The sequence below is a fragment of the Pseudomonas sp. B414 genome (assembly GCF_055408445.1).
Window position 1 is genome coordinate 1 of sequence record NZ_JBUZTQ010000013.1, and the last position, 25,667, is coordinate 25,667.

The 25,667-nt window shown below is 57.6% G+C and carries 24 protein-coding genes; 19 read left to right on the forward strand and 5 right to left on the reverse strand.

All coding sequences use genetic code 11. The annotated features are described in order from the left end of the window. The 3 genes from ACZRMH_RS12900 to ACZRMH_RS12910 all read left to right on the forward strand — a co-directional run. Nucleotides 1-595, forward strand: a 595-nt coding sequence (locus ACZRMH_RS12900) for a fimbrial biogenesis chaperone (protein WP_464013731.1), incomplete at its 5' end; no start/stop codon positions are given. A gap of 40 nt (nt 596-635) precedes the next feature. Then, nucleotides 636-3,188, forward strand: a complete 2,553-nt coding sequence (locus ACZRMH_RS12905; RefSeq protein ID WP_464013732.1) for a fimbria/pilus outer membrane usher protein — start codon at nt 636-638, stop codon at nt 3,186-3,188. A gap of 20 nt (nt 3,189-3,208) precedes the next feature. After that, nucleotides 3,209-4,246 (forward strand): fimbrial protein, encoded by a 1,038-nt coding sequence (locus ACZRMH_RS12910; protein WP_464013733.1) that lies wholly within the window; start codon nt 3,209-3,211, stop codon nt 4,244-4,246. Nucleotides 4,247-4,274: 28 nt separating this feature from the next. On the opposite strand, the gene ACZRMH_RS12915 is transcribed toward ACZRMH_RS12910, so the two are convergent. The 4 genes from ACZRMH_RS12915 to ACZRMH_RS12930 all read right to left on the reverse strand — a co-directional run bounded on the left by ACZRMH_RS12915 (nt 4,275) and on the right by ACZRMH_RS12930 (nt 8,602). Then, nucleotides 4,275-4,562, reverse strand: a complete 288-nt coding sequence (locus tag ACZRMH_RS12915; protein WP_464013734.1) for a YceK/YidQ family lipoprotein — start codon at nt 4,560-4,562, stop codon at nt 4,275-4,277. Beyond that, nucleotides 4,555-5,184, reverse strand: a complete 630-nt coding sequence (gene ubiX, locus ACZRMH_RS12920; protein WP_019824244.1) for a flavin prenyltransferase UbiX — start codon at nt 5,182-5,184, stop codon at nt 4,555-4,557. The genes ACZRMH_RS12915 and ubiX overlap by 8 nt, the downstream gene beginning before the upstream one ends. Further along, nucleotides 5,181-6,530, reverse strand: a complete 1,350-nt coding sequence (mpl, locus tag ACZRMH_RS12925) for a UDP-N-acetylmuramate:L-alanyl-gamma-D-glutamyl-meso-diaminopimelate ligase (RefSeq protein ID WP_464013735.1) — start codon at nt 6,528-6,530, stop codon at nt 5,181-5,183. The genes ubiX and mpl overlap by 4 nt, the downstream gene beginning before the upstream one ends. Before the next feature lie 185 nt (nt 6,531-6,715). Further along, a complete protein-coding gene (locus ACZRMH_RS12930) occupies nt 6,716-8,602 on the reverse strand; it encodes a sigma-54-dependent Fis family transcriptional regulator (RefSeq protein WP_464013736.1) in 1,887 nt (628 codons plus the stop codon). A 345-nt stretch (nt 8,603-8,947) separates the two neighbouring features. Between ACZRMH_RS12930 and exaC the strand changes: the two genes are divergently transcribed. From exaC to ACZRMH_RS12975, 9 genes are all read left to right on the forward strand, one after another. Next, nucleotides 8,948-10,468 (forward strand): acetaldehyde dehydrogenase ExaC, encoded by a 1,521-nt coding sequence (exaC, locus tag ACZRMH_RS12935; protein WP_464013737.1) that lies wholly within the window; start codon nt 8,948-8,950, stop codon nt 10,466-10,468. Between the two features lie 197 nt (nt 10,469-10,665). Further along, on the forward strand, nt 10,666-12,111 hold the full coding sequence (eat, locus tag ACZRMH_RS12940) for an ethanolamine permease (RefSeq protein WP_464013738.1): 1,446 nt from the start codon (nt 10,666-10,668) through the stop codon (nt 12,109-12,111). A 52-nt stretch (nt 12,112-12,163) separates the two neighbouring features. After that, on the forward strand, nt 12,164-13,564 hold the full coding sequence (locus ACZRMH_RS12945) for an ethanolamine ammonia-lyase subunit EutB (RefSeq protein WP_464013739.1): 1,401 nt from the start codon (nt 12,164-12,166) through the stop codon (nt 13,562-13,564). A gap of 2 nt (nt 13,565-13,566) precedes the next feature. Further along, nucleotides 13,567-14,376: an ethanolamine ammonia-lyase subunit EutC gene (gene eutC / locus ACZRMH_RS12950; protein WP_464013740.1), complete on the forward strand. Its 810-nt coding sequence runs from the start codon at nt 13,567-13,569 to the stop codon at nt 14,374-14,376. A 295-nt stretch (nt 14,377-14,671) separates the two neighbouring features. Continuing rightward, nucleotides 14,672-15,325 carry a DedA family protein gene (locus ACZRMH_RS12955; RefSeq protein WP_464013741.1) on the forward strand — a complete coding sequence of 218 codons (654 nt, stop codon included), beginning with the start codon at nt 14,672-14,674 and terminating at the stop codon, nt 15,323-15,325. A gap of 15 nt (nt 15,326-15,340) precedes the next feature. Further along, nucleotides 15,341-16,153 (forward strand): M90 family metallopeptidase, encoded by an 813-nt coding sequence (locus ACZRMH_RS12960; protein WP_464013742.1) that lies wholly within the window; start codon nt 15,341-15,343, stop codon nt 16,151-16,153. 101 nt (nt 16,154-16,254) lie between these two features. Beyond that, nucleotides 16,255-16,782, forward strand: a complete 528-nt coding sequence (gene ppa / locus ACZRMH_RS12965) for an inorganic diphosphatase (RefSeq protein ID WP_016779241.1) — start codon at nt 16,255-16,257, stop codon at nt 16,780-16,782. Between the two features lie 206 nt (nt 16,783-16,988). Continuing rightward, the gene (locus ACZRMH_RS12970; RefSeq protein WP_464013743.1) at nt 16,989-17,732 is read left to right on the forward strand and encodes a LexA family transcriptional regulator; all 744 of its coding nucleotides are present in this window, start codon (nt 16,989-16,991) and stop codon (nt 17,730-17,732) included. A gap of 412 nt (nt 17,733-18,144) precedes the next feature. Beyond that, the gene (locus ACZRMH_RS12975) at nt 18,145-18,693 is read left to right on the forward strand and encodes a hypothetical protein (protein WP_133143837.1); all 549 of its coding nucleotides are present in this window, start codon (nt 18,145-18,147) and stop codon (nt 18,691-18,693) included. 17 nt (nt 18,694-18,710) lie between these two features. Here the strand turns inward: ACZRMH_RS12975 and ACZRMH_RS12980 are convergent, their stop codons facing one another. Next, the gene (locus ACZRMH_RS12980) at nt 18,711-19,547 is read right to left on the reverse strand and encodes a hypothetical protein (protein ID WP_464013744.1); all 837 of its coding nucleotides are present in this window, start codon (nt 19,545-19,547) and stop codon (nt 18,711-18,713) included. A gap of 239 nt (nt 19,548-19,786) precedes the next feature. Here ACZRMH_RS12980 and ACZRMH_RS12985 point away from each other — a divergent pair, with 239 nt between their 5' ends. From ACZRMH_RS12985 to ACZRMH_RS13015, 7 genes are all read left to right on the forward strand, one after another. Next, nucleotides 19,787-20,398: a hypothetical protein gene (locus tag ACZRMH_RS12985; protein WP_464013745.1), complete on the forward strand. Its 612-nt coding sequence runs from the start codon at nt 19,787-19,789 to the stop codon at nt 20,396-20,398. A 65-nt stretch (nt 20,399-20,463) separates the two neighbouring features. Then, on the forward strand, nt 20,464-20,664 hold the full coding sequence (locus tag ACZRMH_RS12990; protein ID WP_464013746.1) for a hypothetical protein: 201 nt from the start codon (nt 20,464-20,466) through the stop codon (nt 20,662-20,664). Then, complete coding sequence (locus ACZRMH_RS12995; protein ID WP_153438006.1) at nt 20,661-21,245, forward strand: helix-turn-helix domain-containing protein; 585 nt, start codon at nt 20,661-20,663, stop codon at nt 21,243-21,245. The genes ACZRMH_RS12990 and ACZRMH_RS12995 overlap by 4 nt, the downstream gene beginning before the upstream one ends. Then, nucleotides 21,245-22,267 carry a hypothetical protein gene (locus tag ACZRMH_RS13000; RefSeq protein WP_153438004.1) on the forward strand — a complete coding sequence of 341 codons (1,023 nt, stop codon included), beginning with the start codon at nt 21,245-21,247 and terminating at the stop codon, nt 22,265-22,267. Before ACZRMH_RS12995 ends, ACZRMH_RS13000 begins: the two co-directional genes overlap by 1 nt. A 594-nt stretch (nt 22,268-22,861) precedes the next feature. Further along, nucleotides 22,862-23,650: a lysozyme inhibitor LprI family protein gene (locus tag ACZRMH_RS13005; protein WP_153438002.1), complete on the forward strand. Its 789-nt coding sequence runs from the start codon at nt 22,862-22,864 to the stop codon at nt 23,648-23,650. Between the two features lie 154 nt (nt 23,651-23,804). Beyond that, nucleotides 23,805-24,794, forward strand: coding sequence for a MobV family relaxase (gene mobV / locus ACZRMH_RS13010; protein ID WP_464013747.1), 990 nt, complete (start codon nt 23,805-23,807; stop codon nt 24,792-24,794). 209 nt (nt 24,795-25,003) lie between these two features. Next, the gene (locus tag ACZRMH_RS13015) at nt 25,004-25,627 is read left to right on the forward strand and encodes a recombinase family protein (RefSeq protein WP_464013748.1); all 624 of its coding nucleotides are present in this window, start codon (nt 25,004-25,006) and stop codon (nt 25,625-25,627) included. Nucleotides 25,628-25,667 lie beyond the last annotated feature (40 nt).

Genomic DNA, 25,667 nt, shown 5'->3' on the forward strand with positions numbered 1-25,667 from the left:
GAATGATCGCGCGCTCTTCAACGCTGAGTTCGGAATAGGACATAGGGGCAGCACCGTACCGGAAAGGTCAGGTGTTGCACTCAGTTTTCGCGGCCGCCCTGATACCCGCCAGGTATTAAGAGTCTTGTACCTTGGTACGGGCATGCCCCATGACAAGGAATCGGTACTGTGGCTCAACGCTCAGGAAATCCCACAGGTCACTCAGGAAGAAAACACCTTACAAATTGCGGTTCGCCAGCGGATCAAGGTTTTCTATCGACCAAAGGGCCTAAAAGGCAGTGCCAACGACGCCCCGTCCTTACTCACCTGGCAACTGGGAACACAGGATCAAAAGACATATATCACGCTTAAAAACCCGACTGCCTATCATGTTTCCATGCTTAGTCTTGAGGGCATCACGCTGAGTGAAGCGTTTACAGGAAAAATGTTCAACCCTGGCGAGTCAGTCGTATTGCCTGTAGAACACCTGACCAACAACCAAACGCCCACCGTCCTGTTTAAGACCATTAATGATTGGGGAGCACAAACGCCTTACAAAGTAAGACTCGACTTTAACCAGCCAAACACAGCCTCAGAAGTCACCGAGCAACCCTGAAGGGTTGATTTATACCGAGTACTTACCAAGCAGGTCGCCTGTGTATAACCATCGCAAATTGTCTACGCTGTGTATATCTACGCCTTGCAGGGCATATACACATCGCTTGACCAGACTGCACAACAAAGTACTGGCCTTGTCCACACTCTCGTTATTGACGCTCGGTGTCTCAGCCAGCGAAGTCAAGTTCAACACCCAGTTCCTTCAGGGTGGCGAATCGGTGCAAGACAGTTACAGCACCTTGCATGATTTTTTGAATGGCGACATCGTTCCTCCCGGTCAGTACTACGTCGATCTTTACATTAATAAAAATCTGGCCCCTCGCCAAACAGTCAATTTTGAGCGCAACCTGATCAGCGGTATTGTTGAACCCTGCATCAGCGTGCCTCAGATCAAGAGCTGGGGCATCGATATCGATCGATTGGAACGCCAGGGCCAAATTCTGGTGAATGCAGGGCAATGCCCTGACTGGAAGTTAATGATTGACAGCTACTCCGAGGACTACAACGCAAACCGGCAAGAACTGCATATCAGCTTCCCGCAAGCTTTCATGACAAAAGAGGCCCGCGGTTATATCGACCCCCAACTTTGGGATGAAGGTATAACCGCAGGCTTTGTTGATTACAACTTCACTGCCCGTAACGGGGCCAACAATGGCGCGAGTACACCGTTTGCCAACACCGGCCTGCGTAGCGGAATCAACCTGGGGGCATGGCGACTACGAAATGAATCGAACTACTCGTATATCAATCGCAAAGGCCGGTTCCAAAGTAATCGCAATTACGTCCAACGAGATATCACTTCTCTGAAAGCCCAGTTAACAATGGGGGCCAGCTACAGCAGTAGCCAGATATTCGACAGCTTCCGCTTCAAAGGGGTGCAACTGGCATCTGACGAAGCCATGCTCCCTGAAAGCCTGCGGGGCTATGCCCCCGTCGTCAGGGGTATAGCGCAAAGCAACGCCACGGTCGAAATCCGCCAAAACGGGTTTCTGGTTTACAGCCTGAACGTCCCTCCCGGTGCGTTTGAAATCTCGGATTTCTACCCAAGTGGCTCCAATGGTGACCTCGAAATCACGGTGATAGAAGCGGATGGTCGTAAAACGATTTCTACCCAGCCATTTGCGTCCTTGCCACAAATGGTCAGGCGCTCAACTGCCCATTACAGCCTGGCGGCCGGCGAGTACGACAACATCCGCAGCGGGCAAGCTAACCCCCTATTCGGCCTGGCCGGGCTTACCTACGGCGTGACCGATGACATAACCCTGTTTGGCGGATTGCTGGCAGCTGATGACTTTCAGGCCGGCAACCTCGGGGGAACTAAAAACACGTCACTGGGCGCCCTCTCAACCAATATCACACACTCAAAGAGCAAGAGTGACTCAGGGATCAACAAGGGCCAGAGCCTGCAATTCAACTATTCCAAAACAATGGCCAGCATGGGGACCACATTCAGCCTGGCGGGCTATCGGTTTTCCAGCGATGGTTACAGGACCTTGTCCGAACACGTTGCCGATCAAAACGTCATTGATAGCGCCCGACCAGCTGGCCGCACACGTACACGCCTGGACGTAGTCATCAATCAGACGCTGGGGAACCAGAATTACGGCATGATCACCCTGAGCGCCAATGAGCGCAAATACTGGAATCTGCCCGGCACTTCACAGCAACTCAATATGGGCTATGCCAATTCCTGGGGCTCGGTCAGTTACAGCCTTAATGTCCTGTATTCCAAATATCAGCAGAACCTTGGCAATAACAACCCTGCACAAGTGCTGTTCACGGTGTCGATGCCTTTAGACCCTGAAGGCAAGGCCCGCAGCCATACCAGTGTGACTGCTCAATCGGGTGGCTACTACAATGCCTCATCCGGAGTCAGCGGGTTAATACCCGGCCTCAACGACACCTACTACGACACCCAAATTTCCCATGACCAGAAAAACATGACATCGGGATCATTGGGCATCCGTTCGTACACACCCATCGCACGCTTGGATGCCAGTTACAGCCAGGGGCAAAACACCCGCTCGACAACTGCAGGCGCAAGCGGTTCGCTGGTGGTTCACAGCGACGGGATCAACCTGGGGCAATCGCTGAGTGATTCGTTTGCTCTGGCCCATGTACCCGGAGCACAAGCCGGCAGCCGAATAGGTAACTTCTCGGGCGTGACCGTGGGTAAAAACGGGTATGCCGTGATCCCCTCAACTCGGCCCTATCAGTACAACAGGATCAATCTGAATACCCAGGACCTGGGTTCCGGCATCGACATTGAGAACACCATGCTTCAGGTGATTCCTCGACGAGGCTCCATTACAAAGGCCTCGTTTGCTACAACCACCGGACGCAGAGTTCAATTGGAGCTGGTAGATAGCAATGGCAAGCCATTGCCTTTCGGGTCGACTGTTACAAATGAATCCGACGTGCAGCTGGCAGTTGTCGATGCTGGCGGTTATGCATTGATCATGGCTGAGAACCCTACCGGCACCATTCTGGTAAAACGAGCCAATCAAACCTGCCAGGGCCGCTATGAACTCCCCCCTAAAAATCCTGAACTTCAGTACGAGCGAATCCGCATCAGCATCCTGTGTCAGTGATGATATTAAAAGGACCTGTCATGACAAATAAACCAACCAATAGACAATGGTTCAATCCATGGTTAAAGCGGGGCATTTTAAGCGTATGCCTGCTACTGCAAGCTTTTATCTTTAATGTATCTTACGCCGATAATGTCTGCGCAAATTCGTGGGACACTGCCACCGGCAACAACAAGGCAATTTTACAACTTACCAGCATAAACCCTTATTACAGTGTCCCTGTTGGAGGCGTACTTGGAGCAGCTAGCCTCACCACTTCGCTCCTCTGCCATCAGAGCACTCAACACCCGTTTGTACTGCAGTCGACTCCCGCGAGTCCCGCCATCAGCGGCAATGCTATCTGCCTCACCCCCCTGGACGGTGTCGGCATTCGTTTCCTGAGCGACACGGGCACTCCAATCCCGTGCAGCTCCTTGGAGCAAATTTCCCGTACCGCCATGGCAGATGAAGGACAAACCATTAGTATCAATAGCCCCCTGGCTGTAGAGTTCATCAGAACCAAAGCGGTTACATCATTGATCAATGGCTCCCATACGTTGAAGATGCCTCCCGCCTCTTTAATACAATCTTATCGGGACGGTTATAACAGCAGCGAAAAATGGGGCAGTTATGTGTTAAGCGACCCCATGCCTCTGGATGTTTCATCCTGCATGCTCACGAGCACTACAACCATTGTGAATTTCGGCAACGTCGTCGCTACAGACCCCACCAACAGCAAAAGTTTTGATATACAACTCAACCAATGCGCAAACAGCTCAGAAGCCGTAACGTTCAATAACGCTACAAAGTTTGAATTTATATCATCGCAGCTTTTGCCTAATGGAACACTCGCCAACAAAACATGCAGTGGCTGCGCTCAAAACCTGGCCATCGCGATTACCACTGCGAACGGCACCCCCATAAACTTGAATCAAGGTTATCTCCTGAAAAACGGAACCTTCTCGATAGCGGATGGCTCCATAACCCATCAATTTCTGGCTAAACTGACCAATACCGGCACTCGTGTAACCAGCGGAAAAATAGACACCATGGTTACATTTATACTATCGCCCATTTAAGTGAATAACTTGCGAGCACATGGCGGGCTTACAAACCACCGTTGGCCTGAAACCCGACACCCAGCACCGTCAGCACTGACAGCGGCAACAGCACCGTATCCAGCAACGCGCTGGCGGGCAGATCCAGGCCGGGGTGGCTCGGCGCCTCGGCGCCAAACCGGTCTTTGGCACAACACCCGCCCTGCATCGCATACAAGTCCAGCCGGGTGCCCGCATAGACAATCGGCGCACCTGGTTTTGCGGCATCCAGCGTACGCACACTGGCACAACCACACACCAGCGCCGCCACCAACAAAGCCAGCAGCGCCTTATTCATCGCCGCCTACATGGTGTTCACCCCAGCGCGGGAGCATGTCCTGCGGGATATTGAGCAGGTTGAGAATCCGCGCCACCACAAAATCCACCAGATCATCGATGGTCTGCGGCTGGTGATAGAAACCCGGAGAGGCCGGCATGATCACCGCGCCCATATTGGACAACTTGAGCATGTTCTCCAGATGAATGCTGGAGTACGGCGCCTCACGCGGGACCAGAATCAGCTGGCGGCGCTCCTTGAGCGTTACGTCGGCAGCCCGCTCCACCAGATTGTTGCAGGCGCCGGTGGCGATGGCGGAAAGCGTGCCGGTGGAACATGGCACTACCACCATTGCGGCCGGAGCACCCGACCCCGAAGCCACCGGAGACATCCAGTCTTCCTTGCCGTACACGCGAATCTGCCCGGCAGCAGCGCCGGTGTATTCAGTCAGAAAAGTCTGCATGGCCTGCGGCTTGGCAGGCAGGCTGACGTCAGTTTCGGTCGCCATCACCAATTGCGCGGCCTTGGAAATCAGGAAGTGTACTTCGCGATCTTCGCGCACCAGGCAATCGAGCAAACGCAGTGCGTACTGCATGCCCGAAGCACCGGTAACGGCCAGGGTTATGCGTTCCGGGCCGCTCATTGCAGTGCGTCCGCCAGCTTGCCATGCAAGCCGCCGAAACCGCCGTTGCTCATGATCACCACATGAGCGCCCGGTTTAACCTGAGCTTTAACCTCGGCAATGATGGCTTCCAGCGAATCGCAGACCTTGGTCGGCACCGGGCTCGGAGCCACTGTTGCGGCCAGATCCCAGCCCAGATTGGCCGGCGCATACCAGACCACGTGATCGGCCTGGACCACGCTTTGCGGCAGGCCATCGCGGTGGGCACCGAGCTTCATGGAGTTAGAGCGCGGCTCGATCACCGCAATCAGCGGCGCATCACCGATGCGCTTGCGCAGGCCATCGAGGGTAGTCGCAATCGCGGTCGGGTGGTGGGCAAAGTCGTCGTAGATAGTGATGCCGTGAACTTCAGCGACTTTTTCCATACGCCGCTTCACGCTTTTGAATGCGCTCAGGCCGTCAATCGCCATGCCCGGCACCACGCCCACATGGCGGGCAGCGGCCAGGGTCGCCAAGGCATTGGCCACGTTGTGCTGGCCGGTCATATCCCAATCGACCGTGCCTTGCAGTACACCTTCAAACAGCACTTCAAAGCGTGAACCGTCTTCGCTGAGCAAGCGCGCTTGCCATTGACCGCCCTCGCCTGTGGTTTGCACCGGGGTCCAGCAGCCCATTTCGATCACGCGCTGCAACGCAGGTTCGGTGGTCGGATGGATCACCAGCCCTTCACTCGGGATAGTGCGCACCAGATGGTGGAATTGCCGCTCGATCGCCGGCAAGTCCGGGAAGATGTCGGCATGATCGAACTCAAGATTATTGAGGATCGCCGTACGTGGGCGGTAGTGGACAAATTTCGAGCGCTTGTCGAAAAAGGCACTGTCATATTCATCGGCTTCAACCACAAAGAACGGCGTATCACCCAGACGGGCCGACACGGCAAAGTTCTGCGGCACACCACCGATCAGGAACCCAGGGGCCATGCCCGCGTGCTCCAGCACCCAGGCCAGCATGCTGCTGGTGGTGGTTTTGCCGTGGGTACCGGCCACGGCCAGCACCCAGCGGCCCTGCAACACATGGTCGGCCAGCCATTGCGGGCCGGACACATAAGGCAGGCCCTTGTTGAGGACGTATTCCACTGCCGGATTGCCCCGCGACAGCGCGTTGCCGATCACCACCAGATCCGGGGCCGGATCGAGCTGGGCCGGGTCATAGCCCTGAGTCAATTCAATGCCTTGAGCTTGCAGCTGGGTGCTCATTGGCGGATAGACGTTAGCGTCGGAGCCCGTAACGTGATGGCCCAGTTCTTTGGCCAGAACCGCCAGCGAACCCATGAAAGTGCCGCAAATACCAAGAATATGAATGTGCATAGTCGACCTCGTAAATCATCGGCGAAGGGTAGCGCAGGGGGGTGTTTTTCGCACCTGATGATTCATGTTGCTATGCAGGAGCGGGCTGGCTCGCGATGGGATCGCCGCGGTGTACCTGATAGACCGCGGCGTCTGCATCGCGAGCAAGCCCGCTCCCACAGGAACCTGGTCAGCATCCAGACAGTTCAACGCTCAATCCCATGCTTGCGCAGCTTTCTATACAGGGTATTGCGGCTCACCCCCAGTTGCAGCGCCGTATGGGTCATATGCCAACGGTGCAGCTCCAGCGCCAGCAGCAGGGCCTGCTTTTCGGCGTCTTCCAAAGGATGATCACAAGGTTCAGGGGCTTTTGACGGAGCCATGCGAATTGCGGCCGGTAGATCGTCAAACTGAATCATGTCGTCTTCACACAACGCAGCCAGGGTGCGCAACACGTTGCGCAGTTGGCGCACGTTGCCCGGCCACGGAAAACTCAGCAGCGCCTCACGCGCGCCATGGCTGATCCGCAGTTGTTGTTCACCCGCCTCTTCAGCCAGCAGAAAGTCCAGCAACTGCGATTTGTCCGTGCGCTCACGCAGCGCCGGCAAAGCGACTTCCAGGCCGTTAAGACGGTAATACAGATCCTCGCGGAAACTGCCTTCGGCTACCCGCTCCTGCAAGTTGCGGTGGGTAGCACTGATAATACGTACGTTAACCGCCATTGGCTCACCACCAATGGGCACCACCAGGCGGTCTTCCAGCACCCTTAGCAGCCGGGTTTGCAGCGCCAGCGGCATATCACCGATTTCATCCAGAAACAGGGTGCCACCATCGGCCTGCTGCAACTTGCCCTGCATGCCTTCCTTGCGCGCCCCGGTAAAACTACCGCCGCGATAACCGAACAGCTCACTCTCGATCAGGCTTTCCGGGATCGATGCACAATTAAGCGCCACAAAGGGTTTGCTGCTGCGCAAGCTGGCCTGGTGCACAGCCTTGGCAAACGCCTCTTTGCCGGAGCCGGTTTCGCCATTGATCAGCAACGGTACATCACGCTCAAACACCCGCAGCGCCCGGCGAAAATCAACCTGCAGGGCTTCATCGCCCAGGCAAATCCCGCTCAGGCGCGGGCGCTCGGGCTCGGTCTGCACAGCAACCGGGGCTGGCGCATGCCGAGGCTGACCGCGCAGCGCTGCAAACAACTGGCGACCGTCGCGGGTAAACAACGGCCAACTGGTGGTTGCCTGGGTAGTGGCCCGGGAGAACAACTCGTCACGCGGACAATCGAAAACACTCTCGACCCATTGCCCCAGCAAACGGCTGCGCACATGGCCCAACAGGTTCAAGGCACTCTGGTTGACCGCGCAGATAACCCCGTCGCCATCAAAGACCAGCATGCCTTCACTGAACAGCCCCACCGACTGGGCCTGCAAATGAAAACGCAGCAGCCACTGGTTTTCGAAATGCCCCAGAAAGTAGCTGTTCTCAATGATTTTCGCCGACAGATTGACCAGCGCCATGGTGTGAAACTGGCTCTGGCGCGAAACCTCGTGACGGGCCGATGACACGTCCAGCACCGCCAGCAACTCGCCCTGGGGGTCGAATACCGGGCTGGCCGAACAGGTCAGCCCGGTATGACGACCTCGGAAGTGCTCGTCCTGGTGGATGGTCAGGGCCTGGCGCTCGACCAGGCAAGTACCAATGCCGTTGGTGCCCTCCCGCGCCTCGCTCCAGTCAGCCCCCAGCCACAGCCCGGCCTGCTCGAACACCTTGCGCTCGGAGGGGGCGGTGACGCAGTTGAGGATGACGCCGCGGGCATCGGTCAGCAGCACCGCGTGCCCGGCACCGGAGAGTTGCTGATGCAGGCTGTTCATTTCATGACCGGCAATTTTCAGCACCTGCTGCAACCGCTCGCGGCCTTCAAGAATACGCCCCTGCTCCAGCACGGTCGGGCCAATGGTTTGTGCAGGATCGAGGTGGTAGTCCTCCAGGCAGCGTTGCCAGGAGCGAACGATAGACGGATCGCACCCTTGAGGATGGCCCTGGGTGACATCAATGACTTGCCGTGCGTGACGGCGCAAATCGGTGCTGTGCATTTCTTATTGTTCTCCGCTCTGTCTCGGTGGTCTCACGCTCGACAGGGGCAACTCGCCCGCAGCGGCAACAGAGATCCAGTCCAAACCGAATACCCAGCATCCTCCAGCGCACCCACCATTGCAATCGCCAACTGACCCGCCGGTCATCGTCTGTACCGTGAATGGCACAAATTGTCACAACGACTGTGCCACAGCTGTTACATGCCCCCTCCCCCGCACCCGATAAAAAACCTGAAAGCCCCGTTTTACAAGGCTTTCACAAAGATGGCCCAGCCCTTGCTCCTGTTTCAGGCAGCGCCACAGCGCGTCCTCCCATAAGCACAATAAAGCCAGGAGACACCCACCATGCGTTACGCACAACCCGGTACTGAAGGCTCGATCGTCTCATTCAAGAGCCGCTACGGTAACTACATCGGCGGCGAATTCGTGGCGCCCGTCAAAGGCCAGTACTTCACCAATACCTCGCCTGTGAACGGCAAAGCCATCGCCGAATTCCCGCGTTCAACCGCAGAAGACATCGACAAAGCCCTCGACGCCGCCCACGCCGCTGCCGATGCCTGGGGCGCCACCTCAGTGCAGGCGCGCTCGCTGGTCCTGCTGAAAATCGCTGATCGCATCGAGCAAAACCTCGAACTGCTGGCCGTAACCGAGACCTGGGACAACGGCAAGGCAGTGCGCGAAACCCTGAACGCCGACGTGCCGCTGGCCGCCGACCACTTCCGTTACTACGCCGGTTGCATCCGCGCTCAGGAAGGCAGCGCCGCCGAAATCGACGGCAACACCGTGGCCTATCACATCCACGAACCGCTGGGCGTGGTCGGGCAGATCATCCCGTGGAACTTCCCGCTGCTGATGGCCGCCTGGAAACTCGCGCCAGCCCTGGCTGCCGGTAACTGCATCGTGCTCAAACCTGCCGAGCAAACGCCACTGAGCATCACCGTGCTGATGGAACTGATCGGCGACCTGCTGCCACCAGGCGTGCTCAACGTGGTGCAAGGGTTCGGCAAGGAAGCGGGCGAAGCGCTGGCCACCAGCAAGCGCATCGCCAAGATTGCCTTCACTGGCTCCACCCCAGTGGGCTCGCACATCATGAAATGTGCGGCCGAAAACATCATTCCGTCCACCGTTGAACTGGGCGGCAAGTCGCCGAATATCTTCTTCGAAGACATCATGCAGGCCGAGCCGACCTTTATTGAAAAGGCCGCTGAAGGCCTGGTACTGGCGTTCTTCAACCAGGGCGAAGTCTGCACCTGCCCGTCGCGCGCCCTGATTCAGGAATCGATCTACGACGAATTCATGAAAGTGGTGATGAAAAAGGTCGAGTCGATCAAGCGCGGCGACCCGCTGGACACCGACACCATGGTCGGCGCCCAAGCCTCCGAGCAGCAATTCGACAAAATCCTGTCCTACCTTGAAATCGCCAAGAAAGAAGGCGCGCAACTGCTCACCGGCGGTGCTGTGGCCAAGCTCGAAGGCGATCTGGCAACCGGCTATTACATCCAGCCGACCCTGCTCAAGGGCACCAACAAAATGCGCGTGTTCCAGGAAGAAATCTTTGGCCCAGTGGTCAGCATCACCACCTTCAAGGACGAAGCCGAAGCCCTGGCGATTGCCAACGACACCGAGTTTGGCCTGGGTGCCGGCCTGTGGACCCGCGACATCAACCGCGCCTACCGCATGGGCCGGGCGATCAAGGCCGGTCGCGTGTGGACCAACTGCTATCACCTGTACCCGGCCCACGCCGCGTTCGGGGGTTACAAAAAATCCGGTGTTGGCCGTGAAACCCACAAAATGATGCTCGACCACTACCAGCAGACCAAAAACCTGCTGGTGAGCTACGACATCAACCCGCTGGGCTTCTTCTAACCCCACCCATCCCTTTGTGGGAGCGGGCTTGCTCGCGATTGGATCGCTGCGGTGTTACTGAACCACGGCAGCGCCCGCATCGCGAGCAAGCCCGCCCCACAGAGGGGCTCCTGGCGCTCTACCCCGGGCCTTTGGCCCAGCTCTTGCTTTACTCCCTGTCATATTTTCTCAAACTATAAAAGAACAGGTGAATTCCCATGCCTAGCGAACCTACTGCCGTCCCGGCGGCGTCCTCTGTCGACTTTGAAAAGGTCGGCAGCGAATATTTCCAACAACGCGAACTGAAAAAAGGCGCCGCCGGCTGGGTCCTGCTGGTGGGCCTGGGCGTGGCCTATGTGATTTCCGGCGACTACGCCGGCTGGAACTTCGGCCTGGCCCAGGGCGGATGGGGCGGGATGTTTATCGCCACATTGCTGATGGCCACCATGTACCTGTGCATGTGCTTCTCCCTGGCCGAACTGTCGTCGATGATCCCCACCGCTGGCGGCGGCTACGGCTTTGCCCGCAGCGCTTTCGGCCCCTGGGGCGGGTTTCTGACCGGCACCGCGATCCTTATCGAATACGCCATCGCACCTGCCGCCATTGCTGTCTTTATTGGCGCCTATTGTGAATCGTTGTTCGGTATTGGCGGCTGGATGATTTATCTGGCGTTCTACATCATCTTTATCGGCATCCATATCTTCGGCGTCGGTGAAGCGCTCAAACTGATGTTTATCATCACCGCCGTGGCCGCCATTGCCCTGGGCGTGTTTCTGGTGGCGATGGTGCCGCACTTCAGCGTCGCCAACCTGCTGGATATCCCGGTCACAGAAGCCAAGGGCGCCAGCGCCTTCCTGCCGTTCGGTTATGTCGGTGTATGGGCAGCCATCCCTTATGCGATCTGGTTTTTCCTCGCAGTAGAAGGCGTGCCACTGGCCGCCGAAGAAACCAAAAACCCCAAGCGCGACCTGCCGCGCGGCCTGATCGGCGCCATGCTGGTGCTGGTCACCTTCGCCTTGCTGATTCTGGTCATCGGCCCGGGCGGCGCCGGTGCGCACCACTTGATGGCATCGGGCAACCCGCTGGTTGAAGCATTGAGCAAAGCCTACGGCGGCTCGACCTGGATGGGCGGCTTTGTAAATCTGGTGGGCCTGGCCGGTTTGATCGCCAGCTTCTTCTCGATTATTTACGCCTACTCGCGTCAGATCTTCGCCTTGTCCCGTGCAGGCTACTTGCCGCGCAAACTGTCCGAAACCAACAAGAGCAAGGCGCCGGTACTGGCCTTGATCATCCCCGGCATTATCGGTTTTGGCCTGTCGTTGACCGGCCAGGGCGACTTGCTGATTCTGGTAGCAGTGTTTGGCGCGACAATCTCCTACGTACTGATGATGGCCGCGCATATCACCCTGCGTATCCGTCGCCCCAAAATGGAGCGCCCGTATCGGACACCGGGCGGTATTTTCACTTCAGGCATCGCTTTGGTGCTCGCTTGCGTCGCAGTAGTGGCCGGCTTCCTGGTGGACCCGCGCGTGGTAATTGGCGCTGCGGTGATCTATGGAGTATTAATTGCTTACTTCGCTTTCTACAGTCGGCACCACTTGGTGGCCGGTACGCCGGAAGAGGAATTCGCGGCTATTCAACAGGCCGAAAAGGCCTTGCACTAACCGCTGAGAATCCCGCCAGGCGCTCTGCGCCTGGCGTTATGGAGCACCCTGAATGGCAACTTTCTCTCATGCGGTTGGCACCCAGACCTACCGTTTCGACAGCCTTAAAGACGTCATGGCCAAGGCCAGCCCGGCACGTTCCGGGGACTTTCTGGCTGGCGTGGCAGCACTCAACGACGGTGAACGAGTGGCCGCGCAAATGGCGCTGGCTGACATCCCGCTCTCGTATTTCCTGCAAGAAGTGCTGATCCCTTACGAGTCCGATGAAGTCACCCGGCTGATTATCGACACCCACGACCCTCAGGCTTTCGCCACCGTCAGCCACCTCACGGTGGGCGGCTTTCGTGACTGGCTGCTCAGCGACGCCGCCGATGAGCACAGCCTGCGCACCCTCGCGCCGGGCCTGACGCCCGAAATGGCAGCGGCCGTGTCCAAGATCATGCGCGTGCAAGACCTGATTCTGGTGGCGCAAAAGATCCGCGTCATCACCCAGTTTCGCGGCACCATGGGCCTGCGCGGCCGGCTTTCGACGCGTCTGCAACCCAACCACCCCACTGACGACCCCGCGGGTATCGCCGCGAGCATTCTCGACGGTCTGCTGTACGGTAACGGCGACGCCATGATCGGCATCAACCCGGCCACCGATAGCATCGCTTCGATATGCGATTTGCTGAACATGCTGGACGCTATCATCCAGCGCTATGAAATCCCCACCCAGTCCTGCGTGCTGACCCACGTCACCACCTCGATCGAAGCGATCAATCGCGGCGTACCGCTGGACCTGGTGTTTCAGTCCATTGCCGGTACCGAAGCGGCCAACGCCAGTTTCGGCATCAACCTGAATGTATTGCAGGAAGGCTATGACGCGGGCTTGAGCCTCAATCGCGGCACGCTGGGCAATAACCTGATGTATTTCGAAACTGGCCAGGGCAGCGCGCTATCGGCCAACGCCCATTTCGGCGTGGACCAGCAAACCTGCGAAACCCGGGCCTACGCCGTGGCGCGGCACTTCAAGCCGTTTCTGGTCAACACCGTGGTCGGTTTTATCGGCCCCGAGTACCTGTACAACGGCAAGCAAATCATCCGCGCCGGCCTTGAAGACCACTTCTGCGGCAAGCTACTGGGCGTGCCCATGGGTTGCGACATCTGCTACACCAACCACGCCGAAGCGGACCAGGACGATATGGACAACCTGCTGACGCTGCTGGGCGTGGCGGGTATCAACTTCATCATGGGCATTCCGGGCTCGGACGACATCATGCTCAACTACCAGACCACCTCATTCCATGACGCGCTGTATGCGCGCAAAACCCTGGGCCTCAAACCCGCGCCAGAGTTTGAACAATGGCTGAGCAAGGTCGGCATCTTTACCCAGGCCGATGGCCGGATCGAGTTCGGCCATCAACTGCCGCCCGCGTTTCGCCAGGCGCTGGCTCATTTGGGAGGGCGCTGAACATGGCCAACACCCCGACAGACAACCTCAACCCATGGCTGGAGCTACGCCGCCTGACCCCGGCACGCATCGCCCTGGGCCGCACCGGCACCAGCATGCCGACCCAGGCCCAGCTCGACTTTCAGTTTGCCCATGCCCAGGCCCGGGATGCAGTGCATTTGCCGTTTGATCACCCGGGCTTGAGCGCGCAGCTAACCGAGCGCGGCCGCGAAAGCCTGTTGCTGCACAGCGCCGCGGCTGACCGCCACAGCTACCTGCAACGCCCGGACCTGGGGCGCAAGCTTAATGAAGGCTCTGCGCAGCAACTGCGCGACTATGCCCTGGCCAACCCCGGTGGCATCGATGTTGCCGTGGTGGTCGCTGACGGTTTGTCGGCCCTGGCCGTTCATCGCCACACCCTGCCCTTTTTAGCACGTATGGAAGAGCACACAGCGACTGAAGGCTGGTCGTTGTCGCCGGTCATTCTGGTGGAACAGGGCCGTGTCGCGGTGGCCGACGAAATCGGCGAACTGCTGGGCGCGCGCATGGTAGTAATGCTGATTGGCGAGCGCCCGGGCCTCAGTTCACCTGACAGCCTGGGGCTGTATTTTACCTACGCGCCCAAGGTCGGCCTGACCGATGCGTATCGCAACTGCATCTCCAATGTGCGGCTCGAAGGCCTGAGTTACGGCATGGCCGCTCATCGGCTGGCATACCTGATGCGCGAAGCCTGCCGCCGGCAATTGTCGGGGGTTAACCTCAAGGACGAAGCCCAGGTACAAACCCTGGACGTGGGCGCCCCCAGCGAGAATTTCCTGCTCAAGGGCGATTAGCTACTGTGGGAGTCGGGCTAGCCCGCGATGGTATCACTGAGATTGCCAGCGAGACCGAGTCGCCTGCATCGCTGGCAAGCCAGGCTCCCACATGTTCACGCCGTTATTAACGGTAAATTGAGTGCTCTGTCGCCATCAATACACGCTTCGCTACAAACTCAATCAGCAGAATTCGTCTCAATCCGTATAATCCGATTCTTTAAAAAAGTACGAAAAAACTACATCCTCTGTAGTTAACTACTCTTTCCTCCCCGCACAGACCTGCAGAGCCGGGTCATCAACACAGGTGCTTTACATGGATTTCAACCCGATCGACATTATCCTGCACCTCGATGTGTACCTCGACATGCTGGTGAACAATTACGGGCCATGGATCTACGCCATCCTGTTTCTGGTGATTTTTTGTGAAACCGGCCTGGTGGTCATGCCATTTTTGCCGGGTGACTCGCTGCTCTTTATCGCGGGCGCGGTAGCCGCTGGTGGCGGTATGGACCCTGTCCTGCTCGCAGGTTTGCTGATGCTGGCTGCAATCCTGGGTGACAGTACCAACTATGTCATCGGACGAACGGCAGGCGAACGCTTGTTCAGTAACCCCGACTCGAAAATCTTCCGCCGCGATTACCTGGAAAAAACCCACGACTTCTACGAACGTCATGGCGGTAAAACCGTGACCATGGCGCGCTTCCTGCCGATCTTCCGCACCTTCGCTCCATTTGTTGCCGGTGTGGCCCGCATGTTCTACCCGCGCTTCTTTATGTTCAGCGTGTTCGGCACCATCCTGTGGGTCGGCGGCCTGGTAACCCTGGGTTACTTCTTCGGTAACGTGCCGTTTATCAAGTCCAATCTGTCGTTGCTGGTGGTAGGCATCATCCTGCTGTCGCTGGTGCCGATGATTATTGGCGTTATCCGCAGCCGCATGGGCCGCACTCCAGCCAAAGCCAAAGCCTGAAAGGGACCGACCAGCATGTGGTCTCTGAGTGAATGGCGGCGCCAGCGGATTCTGGCGCAGCACCCGGTAGCCGCTGACGTGTGGCACAACGTGCGCCAGCACCTGAGCATTCTCGACGGGCTGACTGACGAGCAGGACAAATGGCTGCGTGACAGCAGCGTTTTGTTCCTGCAAGACAAGCACCTGACTCCCATGCCCGGGGTTGAACTGAGCGAAGAGGGCCGGCTGTTGCTGGCCGCTCAGGCGCAACTGCCGCTGCTCAATCTGGGTGATCTGGACTGGTACCAGGGCTTTCACGAAATCGTGCTCTACCCCGACGATTTCATCAGCCCTCAGCGCCATCGCGACTCCAGCGGAGTCGAGCACGAATGGGAAGGCCATCACAGCGGTGAAGCCTGGCAACATGGCCCCGTAGTACTGGCCTGGCCAGGTGTGCTGAGCAGCGGCGGCTGGGAAGGTTACAACCTGGTGATCCACGAACTGGCGCACAAGCTGGACATGCTCAATGGCGCCGCCAATGGCATGCCGCCCTTGCACAGCGGCATGCATGTCACAGACTGGACCCAGGCCATGCAACAGGCCTACGACCATCTCAATCACTACCTTGACCACCACAACCCCGACCACGCGCCCATCGACCCCTATGCGGCGGAAAATCCGGCGGAGTTCTTTGCGGTCACCAGCGAGTACTTTTTCAGCGCGCCAGACCTGTTAAATCATGCCTACCCGCTGGTTTATCAACAACTCAGCCTGTTTTACCGCCAGGACACGCTTGCCCGCCTCAAACAACTGCAAAGTGAACACCCCGAATACCGTGCACAGCACTGATCGGCCAAGGGTGACGCGGTTACAGGAATACGCCTATAATCGCCGCCACTTTTTGGCCAAATCGGCCAAGTAAACTGGCCTATACACGGGGGCACCGCCCAATGAGCTACAGCAAGATTCCGGCTGGCAAAGACCTGCCGAATGACATCTACGTCGCTATCGAGATTCCGGCTAACCACGCGCCGATCAAATATGAAATCGACAAAGACAGCGATTGCCTGTTCGTTGACCGCTTCATGGCCACCCCGATGTTCTACCCGGCCAACTACGGTTTTATCCCTAACACCCTGGCTGACGACGGCGACCCGCTGGACGTGCTGGTGGTTACCCCTTACCCGGTAGCTCCAGGTTCGGTTATCCGTGCCCGCCCGGTTGGCATCCTGCACATGACTGACGACGGCGGCGGCGATGCCAAAGTAGTTGCAGTGCCTCACGACAAGCTGTCCCAGCTGTACGTTGACGTGAAAGAGTACACCGACCTGCCACCTCTGCTGATCCAGCAGATCCAGCACTTCTTCGAGAACTACAAAGATCTCGAAAAAGGCAAATGGGTGAAAATCGAAGGTTGGGGCGACGCAGAAGCCGCCCGTGCCGAGATCACCAAATCGGTTGCTGCCTACAAAGGCTAAGTAACCTGTTAAAAAAACCCCGGTTCGCCGGGGTTTTTTTATGCCTGCATAAACGTAAAAACACAGCCTGTTTACGGCATTTAAAATGTCCATCTTATATGCGTAGGAAAATTCTCTGTAAGCATAAGATTTATCTGATTTTATCGCTTTTTTTTGAACGCTTAGTTTATTTAAACGGGCCAGCCTTGCCCGTAGACTCTGTATTCATGAATACATCCGGTGATCGCCTGAAAGCCCTCCTGCGGGAGTGCCACTTAACCGCTTCGGACTTCGCAGCCAATCGCCGCGTTACGCCGCAGCACGTCAACAACTGGTTCAAACGGGGCATCCCTATGGCTCGCCTGGACGAAATTGCCGAGCTGTTGTGCGTCAACAGCCGCTGGTTGCGAACGGGTGAAGGAATCAAACACCCGGGCCTGGCCACTAGCAACGACGATACACCGCCTGCACAAACGCCGGGGCAGCATAAACCGGCTACCTCCCACGATGTTGATCTGCCCTTCTACAACGAAGCCTTGCACCCCGATGGTTCCGGAAAAACCCAGGTAGTCAAAATCCCTGACTGCACGGTGCGTCTGAGCGGCGCGGTGCTGCAGACCCTGGACGTGAGCCCCGACCAGGCCATTTGTGCACCCATGATCGGCAACAGCATGGCCCACAGAATCCAGGACGGCTCCACTGTCGCCATCGACCGCAGCCTGACCCAGATCGTCGATGGTGAAATCTACGCCCTCGAACAGGACGGCATGCTGCGTATCAAATACCTCTATCGCCTGCCCAACAACGGCCTGCGCCTGCGCAGCCAAAATCCGCTGGAATATCCCGACGAACTGCTCAACGCTGCCGAAGTGCATGCACAGCAAATACGCATCCTGGGCTGGGTATTCTGGTGGTCCACGCTCAACCACCGACGCCCGCCAGTGCCATACAAACTGGAAGAGTCGTGTTGAGAGCAGGTCTGGCTATGGGAAAAATGCTTAAACCCCAGTATCATGCGCCGCACTTGTGCATCGCCCTCGCTTAGACGCGAGCTGCAATGCAGGGTCTGGCAGCAAAGAGCCGCCACGCCCCACACTCAGCCCTGATGTGCTGAATGTCCCGATTGAAGGCGAGTACGGTTTACCAAAAATAAGCCAAACCCGCCCCCGAGAAGCCGGCCACAAGCCGGCTTTTTAATGCCTGAAATCCACGTATAGCAAGGCCTTAAGATGATCGCCGCATCTGACCCCCACTCTGACCCCCACTACCGCGCGGTGCTGGCCTCATCTGGTTCCATCTGAACAAAGCCGGGGAAATTCTGATCATGTGCATATCTTTCAATGGGCTTTACTCGCTGCTTATTGAAACGGACTAGGTTCCAGAATGAAGCTGAGCAGAATGAAGGTGGTTAGCGAACTGTGTCGCCTGGCCAACAAGCCCGAAGCAACGCCAAGGGCACGCCTGATTTGCATTAGGCGCATATGCCGGATCTACGCGGGCGATTTGGCATGGATCGAGGAGAGCCGGACAAATTATCGACGGGCCAGCACGATCGCCAAGCAAGGCCTCCCGTTTACAGCTCGTAAAGTGGAGATGCTCGACCTGGCCGCCGACCTGAATCTGAAGGTCGAAGAGCAGGCGATGCTAGAAGCCTTGGCCAACTATGCCTGGGACACTATGGTCGGTGAGCATGGCACCATCGAAGCATTTGGCTTTGATGCGCTATGCGATGTGCTCAACGTAAACCCGACCCGCCGTGCCGAGTATCAAAGTGCTGCCAGCCTGGCGGAGCTGGTGCTTGCTGGCGCCGAGGATTGCGCTGATAGTTACAGGGCCCTCCCGACTCCCGCCGGGCTGGGCCCCTTGCACCTGGCTTGCATGTGCTTGAATCAACAGTGCCTCACAATGCGGCCAAACCTAACCGTGTGCTGACCGCTCCGAAGCAATCTTTAAATGCGCCGGGTGGCCTGCCAATCGTTCTTGTCCCAAGATTGGTGAGTGCTCATGGTGACCTGCAGGCTCATCTGAACGAAGCGGCCGAGCGCGTCGATGGGAGCGCTCAAGGGCATCCCGACCGATTCGATCACCAACGGCGCATACCGCCGGCCTTTGTAGACCATCGCAATCATGCACGGGCTAAACGAGGGCAGCATGGCATCCAGCAACCCTTTTTCGCCGGACAGGAAGCTGAGGGCGCCCGTTAGCATCGTGCCCTCTGGCGCCAGTTTCTGAGGGTGAGCCCAATTCATGAACTGTTCCATTGGTCTTTCAACCTCGGCAGTAGGATCGCGCCAGGCACGGAAAAGCAGTGTGACGCTGATCTTGTGTGGCGCTGACCCGCTAAAAATCTGGGTCGAATTCAGCTTTGTCATCCCGGTGCGGCCTCGAGCTTCGTCGATGTTGGCGCCGGCCGACTTGATCTTGTCGCCAATATCACTGCCAACTGCGCGACCCGCTGCATTCCCAATGGACTCGATAAGCGGTTTCAACGCGCCAGACTGGAGCATGCCCATCAACGCCGGGGCTCTGCTCTCGGGGCCAGAGCCTTCAAACGGTGACTGCCAGTTAAACGACATCTGTATATCGGCTTCGTCGGTCAATGCTGCCTTGACCACGATGTCATCGACCATACGTCCGAGATGATCCACCTCATAAAACTTGGCGACCAGGTGCGGATTCAGCCCGTCCCAAATGGAAGTCATCTCGTTCATCAAATTTATCGATGCCGAGGCGGCACCCGTTCCTGTAACTACTGACATTTTCGTATCCCTGTAAAAATCGGTCATATGCAGGGCCGCTAGTTTCGCGGAGCCTGGCTTGCAGCCCTATGCGGTGGTTGAGTCGCATTGTCGAGGGCGCTAGGCGAGCCGTCTGGGCTGGTTTTCCAGCAAAACCAATCTCGCTCAATTTGGCTAGATTTGGCCCGATTTGGCTAAATCAGTACGAATTAACCGAAATAAGAAAATTCAGCTCAGGGCCTTCGACACCGGTTGCCACCATGTCTAAAACCAACCAAGGAATAGACATGAACAACACGAACATCACCCCGGAACAACGTGAAGAACTGCTGGCTCACGCAAAATTGGCTGATTTGGTTACGACAACTGATATCGAAGAGTTTTCAAAGCTGGCTACCGAAGCCGACGGTCTTTTTGCAGAGTTCAGGCGTGCCCGCATGAATGCCCGTTGGCTGGCAGCTATCAGAACGCATGGCAGCCACGAAAATGCATTGCAGGTAGAAAAACAGCGTCGTGATTACGCACTGAGCCAGGTTAATCAAATGTCCGCAGCTACAAGCGACATTCGGAAAGCGCGTGACGCCATGACTTACGGTGTGGGCGGAAACAAACTGAACGATGTGTTCAAACAGATCAAAGACGCTGACTCAGAGGCTAGCGACCTTCGAGTGATCGCCAACAATATGCGCAGTACGCGCAATGCAAAAGTTGCCGCCCTCATTGAGGACGACATTCCAGAGGAGACGGCCCTGTCAGTGGCTAAGCCCTCTTTGGCTGACATTGCGGCGAAACTCGATGAAGCCAAAGCAATACCTGAAAAGGTTTCTGCGCTGAGAGCGGTCGTCAGCTCTTACGAGGCCAAGGTGAACTACCTCTATCCGCTCCCCGCCATTGAGTAACGCACTCGTTGCTGACGCAGCCCCATAGCGGGCTGCTGTTTTACTCAACAGGAAGGGAGAGCACCTTGAACACTGCAAAAATATCGACTCCGAAACGAGTGCCGGGAAAGAAGAATATTCGCCCAAGCGTGGCAACCTTGAGGGGGTATTGGCTTGATCTGCGGGCGGCGGCTGAAAGTGGCGACTATTTGGCCAAGGCCCTGCTCATTGCTCTATCAGAAGGCCGACTGCTGATGCCAGAGCATTACAGCCAGGTGAAACCATGACCGCAGCAAATGTTATCCCGTCTAAAGACGAGCAAATCGCCTTAGTCCAGGCCATCGGTCTACGTTTGCGTGAGGCTCGCCTAGCTGCAGGTTTCAGCCAGCTCAACGCCGCCAAGCACCTCGGTTATGCCAATTCCAGCAAGCTCGCCAAGATCGAACGCGGCCTGCACTCCAGCCAGATACCGGTATGGATGCTCAAGAGAGCCGCCGGCGTCTACGGCGTCTCCGTCGATTACTTACTGTGCACTAGCGATCGTATGCAGGGCGACGGGATGCCGAGCGCTGTGATGGAGGAAATGATTGAGGCCATGAAAGCTGAGTGGGCCCGCATGACTAACCGTGACGTTATTGCTGTGCAAGCGATTCTGGGGCGCACTGCACTTCTTGAGGGGGCTTTGACAGACGTTGAAATGGCGACCCAGGAGGCGTTAGAGGCTCTTGCTCGGATTGAGATCCTTAACCCTTATGGGTGGCGCAAGTTGCGTGGAGGCACGCGCCTGCTGAGCGCCGTAGAGCGGGCTGTTGCTGCTGCGAAGCATGGCCAGCGGCGCACCAAAGAGCCACGGCGAGCATTTGCGTAATGGCCCAGGCACCCAAGCTAACCCCAAACCAGTGGGAAGAGGTTCGCGACGCATGGGAACAAGACCCGCGCGACGGTTACACTTGGTTGGTCAAAGAACTGGGGCTATCTGTATCAGCCCCTGGCGTTCGCAAGACAGCCGCAAAGCAGGGGTGGGAGAAACGAAAAGCATCCGGCAAGAACCCAGCCGGCGTTGAATACGTAGGCGCTCCGAAGGCAAAGCAAGGTACTGGGCCGAAGCTCGTTAGCGAAACCATAGAAACCATGGGAGAAACCATCAGCGAAACCATGGCTAGTGGCTCGAAAAACAAGGCAAAGGCCAATGCTGGCGGGGGTAACGGCAAGTTTGATGGAGATGTAGAGCGGGCGGGGAAAGGATCGCTAGCGCCGGAATCGGAGGCCAACGCGCGCGCACGCGAGGGAGAAACCATCGAGGGGGTGATTTATGACGCTGCCGGGGGCTATATTTTTGACGATACGGCCCTGCACGGATTGTTCCCTTCCGACGGGCCAGGCAAGTACAGGCCCAAGTATGCCGAGCTGGCCTACAAGCTGGCGCAACTCGGCATTCCGCATCAGCAGATAGCTGGGATTCTCGAAATATCGGAGAGCACGTTCTATGAATGGCAGGGGTGCCACGCCGGCTTCAAAACTGCCCTCAAGGCCGGTATGGCTCTAGCGGATGCTAACGTGGCCAACTCCGTTTACCGTGGCGCCGTCGGCTATTCGCACAATCACGAGGAAATCAAAGTGATTGGTGAGGAGGTCGTCCGGGTGCCCACAATGAAGCATTACCCACCCAACCCACACTTGGCCACCTTTTGGCTCAAAAACCGCCAGCCTGAGTTGTGGAAAGAGAAGGTCGAGATCATCGAGAAGCCGACCATTGCTCTGGTGGACAAGGAGGCCATGCGGGATATGTACCAGGCCGTGCTTGAGGAGGCTGCGACGATTCAGGCGCGCATGAGCGGGCGCGCCGAGCGCTTGGGCCTTGTGATGGATGCCGAGCTGGACGACGACTGATGGCCCCGTTTTGAGCCACGCAGTGCAAGGCCCGCTGGCCGACGGGAGTGAATCCGATTCACACCCTTGATCCGCAGACAGCGACCACTCCAAGCGCATTTACACCTGGCGAAGCACTTCGTTTGCGGCCAAGGCCTTTGTTGATCATTGCAAAGCGCCCAAAACCTGCCCCGTTGAGATGACGGGTCAGGTCGGCAGATGAAAGTCATATCGTTCGGTTGGGTGGGCATTTCGCCTACCCTGGATCAGCAGGCCGCTACCACCCCAATACATCATCACCTGGCGACGCGCTTCGATTGTAGCCAAGGCCGTTACCGATCAATGCAAAGCGTCGCGTCCTGCAGGGTGTAACGATTCGTTGCCCCCCCTCGACCCCCAAACAACGCTGATCCCGAGCGCTTCCGCCCCGACACCCAGGCAAACCACTACCCCGAAACAGGGGAGTGGAGTCCATGCGCGGGACGACAATGTCTATGCGGTGGCCCACGACTCCAACAGCACTCGGTTCTGGCTATTGGCGAACTGATCTCTGATATAAGGAGGCCGGGGCAAAGTGCCACCAACATCCAGTTAACACCATCAAGGATTGAGATCATGTTCAAAGCTATAAGCGGAACTCTCATTGCAGGCGTATTTTTAGCGCTATCGGCCTCGCTTTCTTTCGCAGCCGAGCCGGAGGACTACATCCGCAAGGACGTGTCTGGCGTCTATTCCGTCATCATGTTCGGGGCTGGACAGGGGCGTCAGGCACCAATGCGGATCGATTACGCTGACGGCGACAACTTGGTGATGGAGCAGGGCGGAAAGAGCAACATGATGCCAATCCACTCGACGGATCCAGCTAATGGCACTGTCAATCTGCTGGATGACTCCGGTAGTTTGACCACGCTATCCGTTCGCTTTGGGCAAGGCACCATGACCACGGCGAGCGGGGTGAAAATACACCTAAGCTTTATTCGCAAGCTTACCGACATGGACTACGCGGCGATCGGCAAGACGGTCGCGCCCGTCGCAGCACGGCAGCAGGTAGCTCCCGCATCGGAGCCGCAGCCAGAGGTCGTCACCGCTCAGCCAGCGTCAACCAAGAAGGCGAGCCCTCCGATAGCGGCAAGCTTCAACTGTGCCAAGGCTTCCACCGCCGTTGAGGGGATGATTTGCGGCAATGAAGAGCTGGCGGCGCTGGATGTCCGGGTGGCTGCAGCCTACAAGGCGCTGCGCTCCAGTGCGGAAGACAAGGAAGGGGTCAAGAAGGATCAACAGGCCTGGCTAAAAGAGCGAAATGCTTGTCGCTCGACAGAGTGTCTCGTGGCCTCCTATAGCGACCGCGCTCAGGACATGGAAAACACCCTGGCTTACCTGTCTAAGCCGGCCGAGTACCGGTAGGCGGTATAGCGGTTGCCTTGCCGCCGAAGGCCGAACAACCTTGGAACAAGGTGTAGTGAGTACACAAGCCCTAAAGGCTTGGGGTGGGGCTTGCGCACTCATTTGCTCCACCCGCACGCTGAAGATAGACACATTCAGCGCGGGGGAGGCTTTCATGCCATTCGCGATACTAAGAACAAAAAAGCTGAAGAGCATGGCCGGGGTTTTCGGATCTGGCCGCCACACATTCCGGGAGATCCCCACCTTAAACTCTAATGGCTCACCGAATCAGCATCTGATCGGTGCCAAGAGCGCTGGGGAATTGGCGGATGCTGTACGCGCCAAGCTACCAGAGAAGCGCCGAAGGGATGCTGTTCTGTGCATCGAATACCTGATGACGGCCAGCCCTGAAGCATTTGCCAGACATGGCGGCCACCTCGACGACAGTGGCAGGCTTCCCAGTACCAGAGCAGGCTACTTTGACCGAGCCATGGCTTGGCTGAAGGCACGGCACGGTGGACAGAACATCGTCTGCGCCACCATTCACCTCGATGAGCGAACGCCGCACCTGGTGGCCTACATCGTGCCTGTCACCCGGGATGGACGACTCTCTGCCCGAGAGTATCTCGGCGGCGCGGCCAAGCTCCGAAAGATGCAAACCGACTTCCACCAGCAATGTGGCAAGCCCCTCGGCCTGAAGCGGGGCATTGAGGGCTCGAAAGCCACCCACCAGAGCGTCAGTCGCTACTACCAAGGTCTGGAGGCGGCTGCGACCGTGCCAACACTGACCCGATCCGACTGCGCCGCAGCTGCAACGGGGATCTGGACGGCTAACTTCCGTGCGGTGAAGGCCGCTGCCGAGACGGCCACGGTGATGCGTGCCCAAGAGCGAGTAACCACCAAAGCCCTGGCGGATCGGCGGGCCGCACTTGATCAACAGGACTCCGAGCTAAAGCATAAGCGCCGCGCCTTGGATAACCTCGAGGCCAGGCTAGAAGCCCAAGTTGATCAGTTGGGCGAGTTCGACCGAGAGCTGGCAAAGGCCCAGGCAACAGCAGAGAAAGCCAATCGGGAGGCCGAGACAGCGCGGAAGCGGGCCGACGGGCTTGCTCAAAAACTCAAGGCGCTGAGTCGGCATCTTGGGCTGGAAGAGTTCATGCCATGACGGTTTCACGCCTGGCTGCCAAGGGCGTTATTTCCCAACCTGCATTGCAGGATGGCGCAAATCGGGGGCCATCTCTCCGTCACAATAGGGTGTAGATAAAGTGGCACGCTCTATTCACCTCCCGTAAGGCGTAGCCTCATTGTTTAGTGACACTCAAAGTGATACGTTATTAAGGTAACGCCTAAACTGATACAGGGAGAGTAACCGCCATGTTCATTCGCGCATACCTTCGCGCCTCCACCGCCGGCCAGGACGCGACACGCGCCAGTGGCGCCCTAGAACGGTTTGCGGCCGAGCATAGCCAGCGGATCGCTTGCGAATACGTAGAGAACGAGAGCGGCGCCAAAGCAGATCGGCCAGAGCTGCTGCGCCTGCTGGCCGACGCACGAGCAGGTGACGTGCTGCTGGTGGAGAGTATTGACCGGTTGTCACGGCTGCCAGAAAGCGACTGGAAGCGTCTCAAGGCGGCGATTGATTCCAGGGGCTTGCGCATTGTCGCGCTCGATCTGCCGACCAGCCATCAAGGCATCAAAGACAGCGGTGGCGACGAATTCACCAACCGCATGCTGGGCGCCATCAACTCAATGCTGGTGGAAATGATGGCCGCAATCGCACGCAAGGATTACGAGCAGCGCCGGGAGCGACAAGCGCAGGGCATTTCAAAGGCTAAAGCCGATGGCGCCTATAAGGGCCGCCCAGCGGACGATGACCTGCATAAGCGCGTGCGCGAACTGCTCGCCGCAGGCTTGGGGGTTCGAGCGGCAGCAAGGCATGCTCAATGCTCAACTACCACGGTGATGAGAATTCGCGATCAGTTGACCGAGCACATGTGAAACCGTGCAGTTGTCTTCGTATACTTCATTTTAGCGCCAC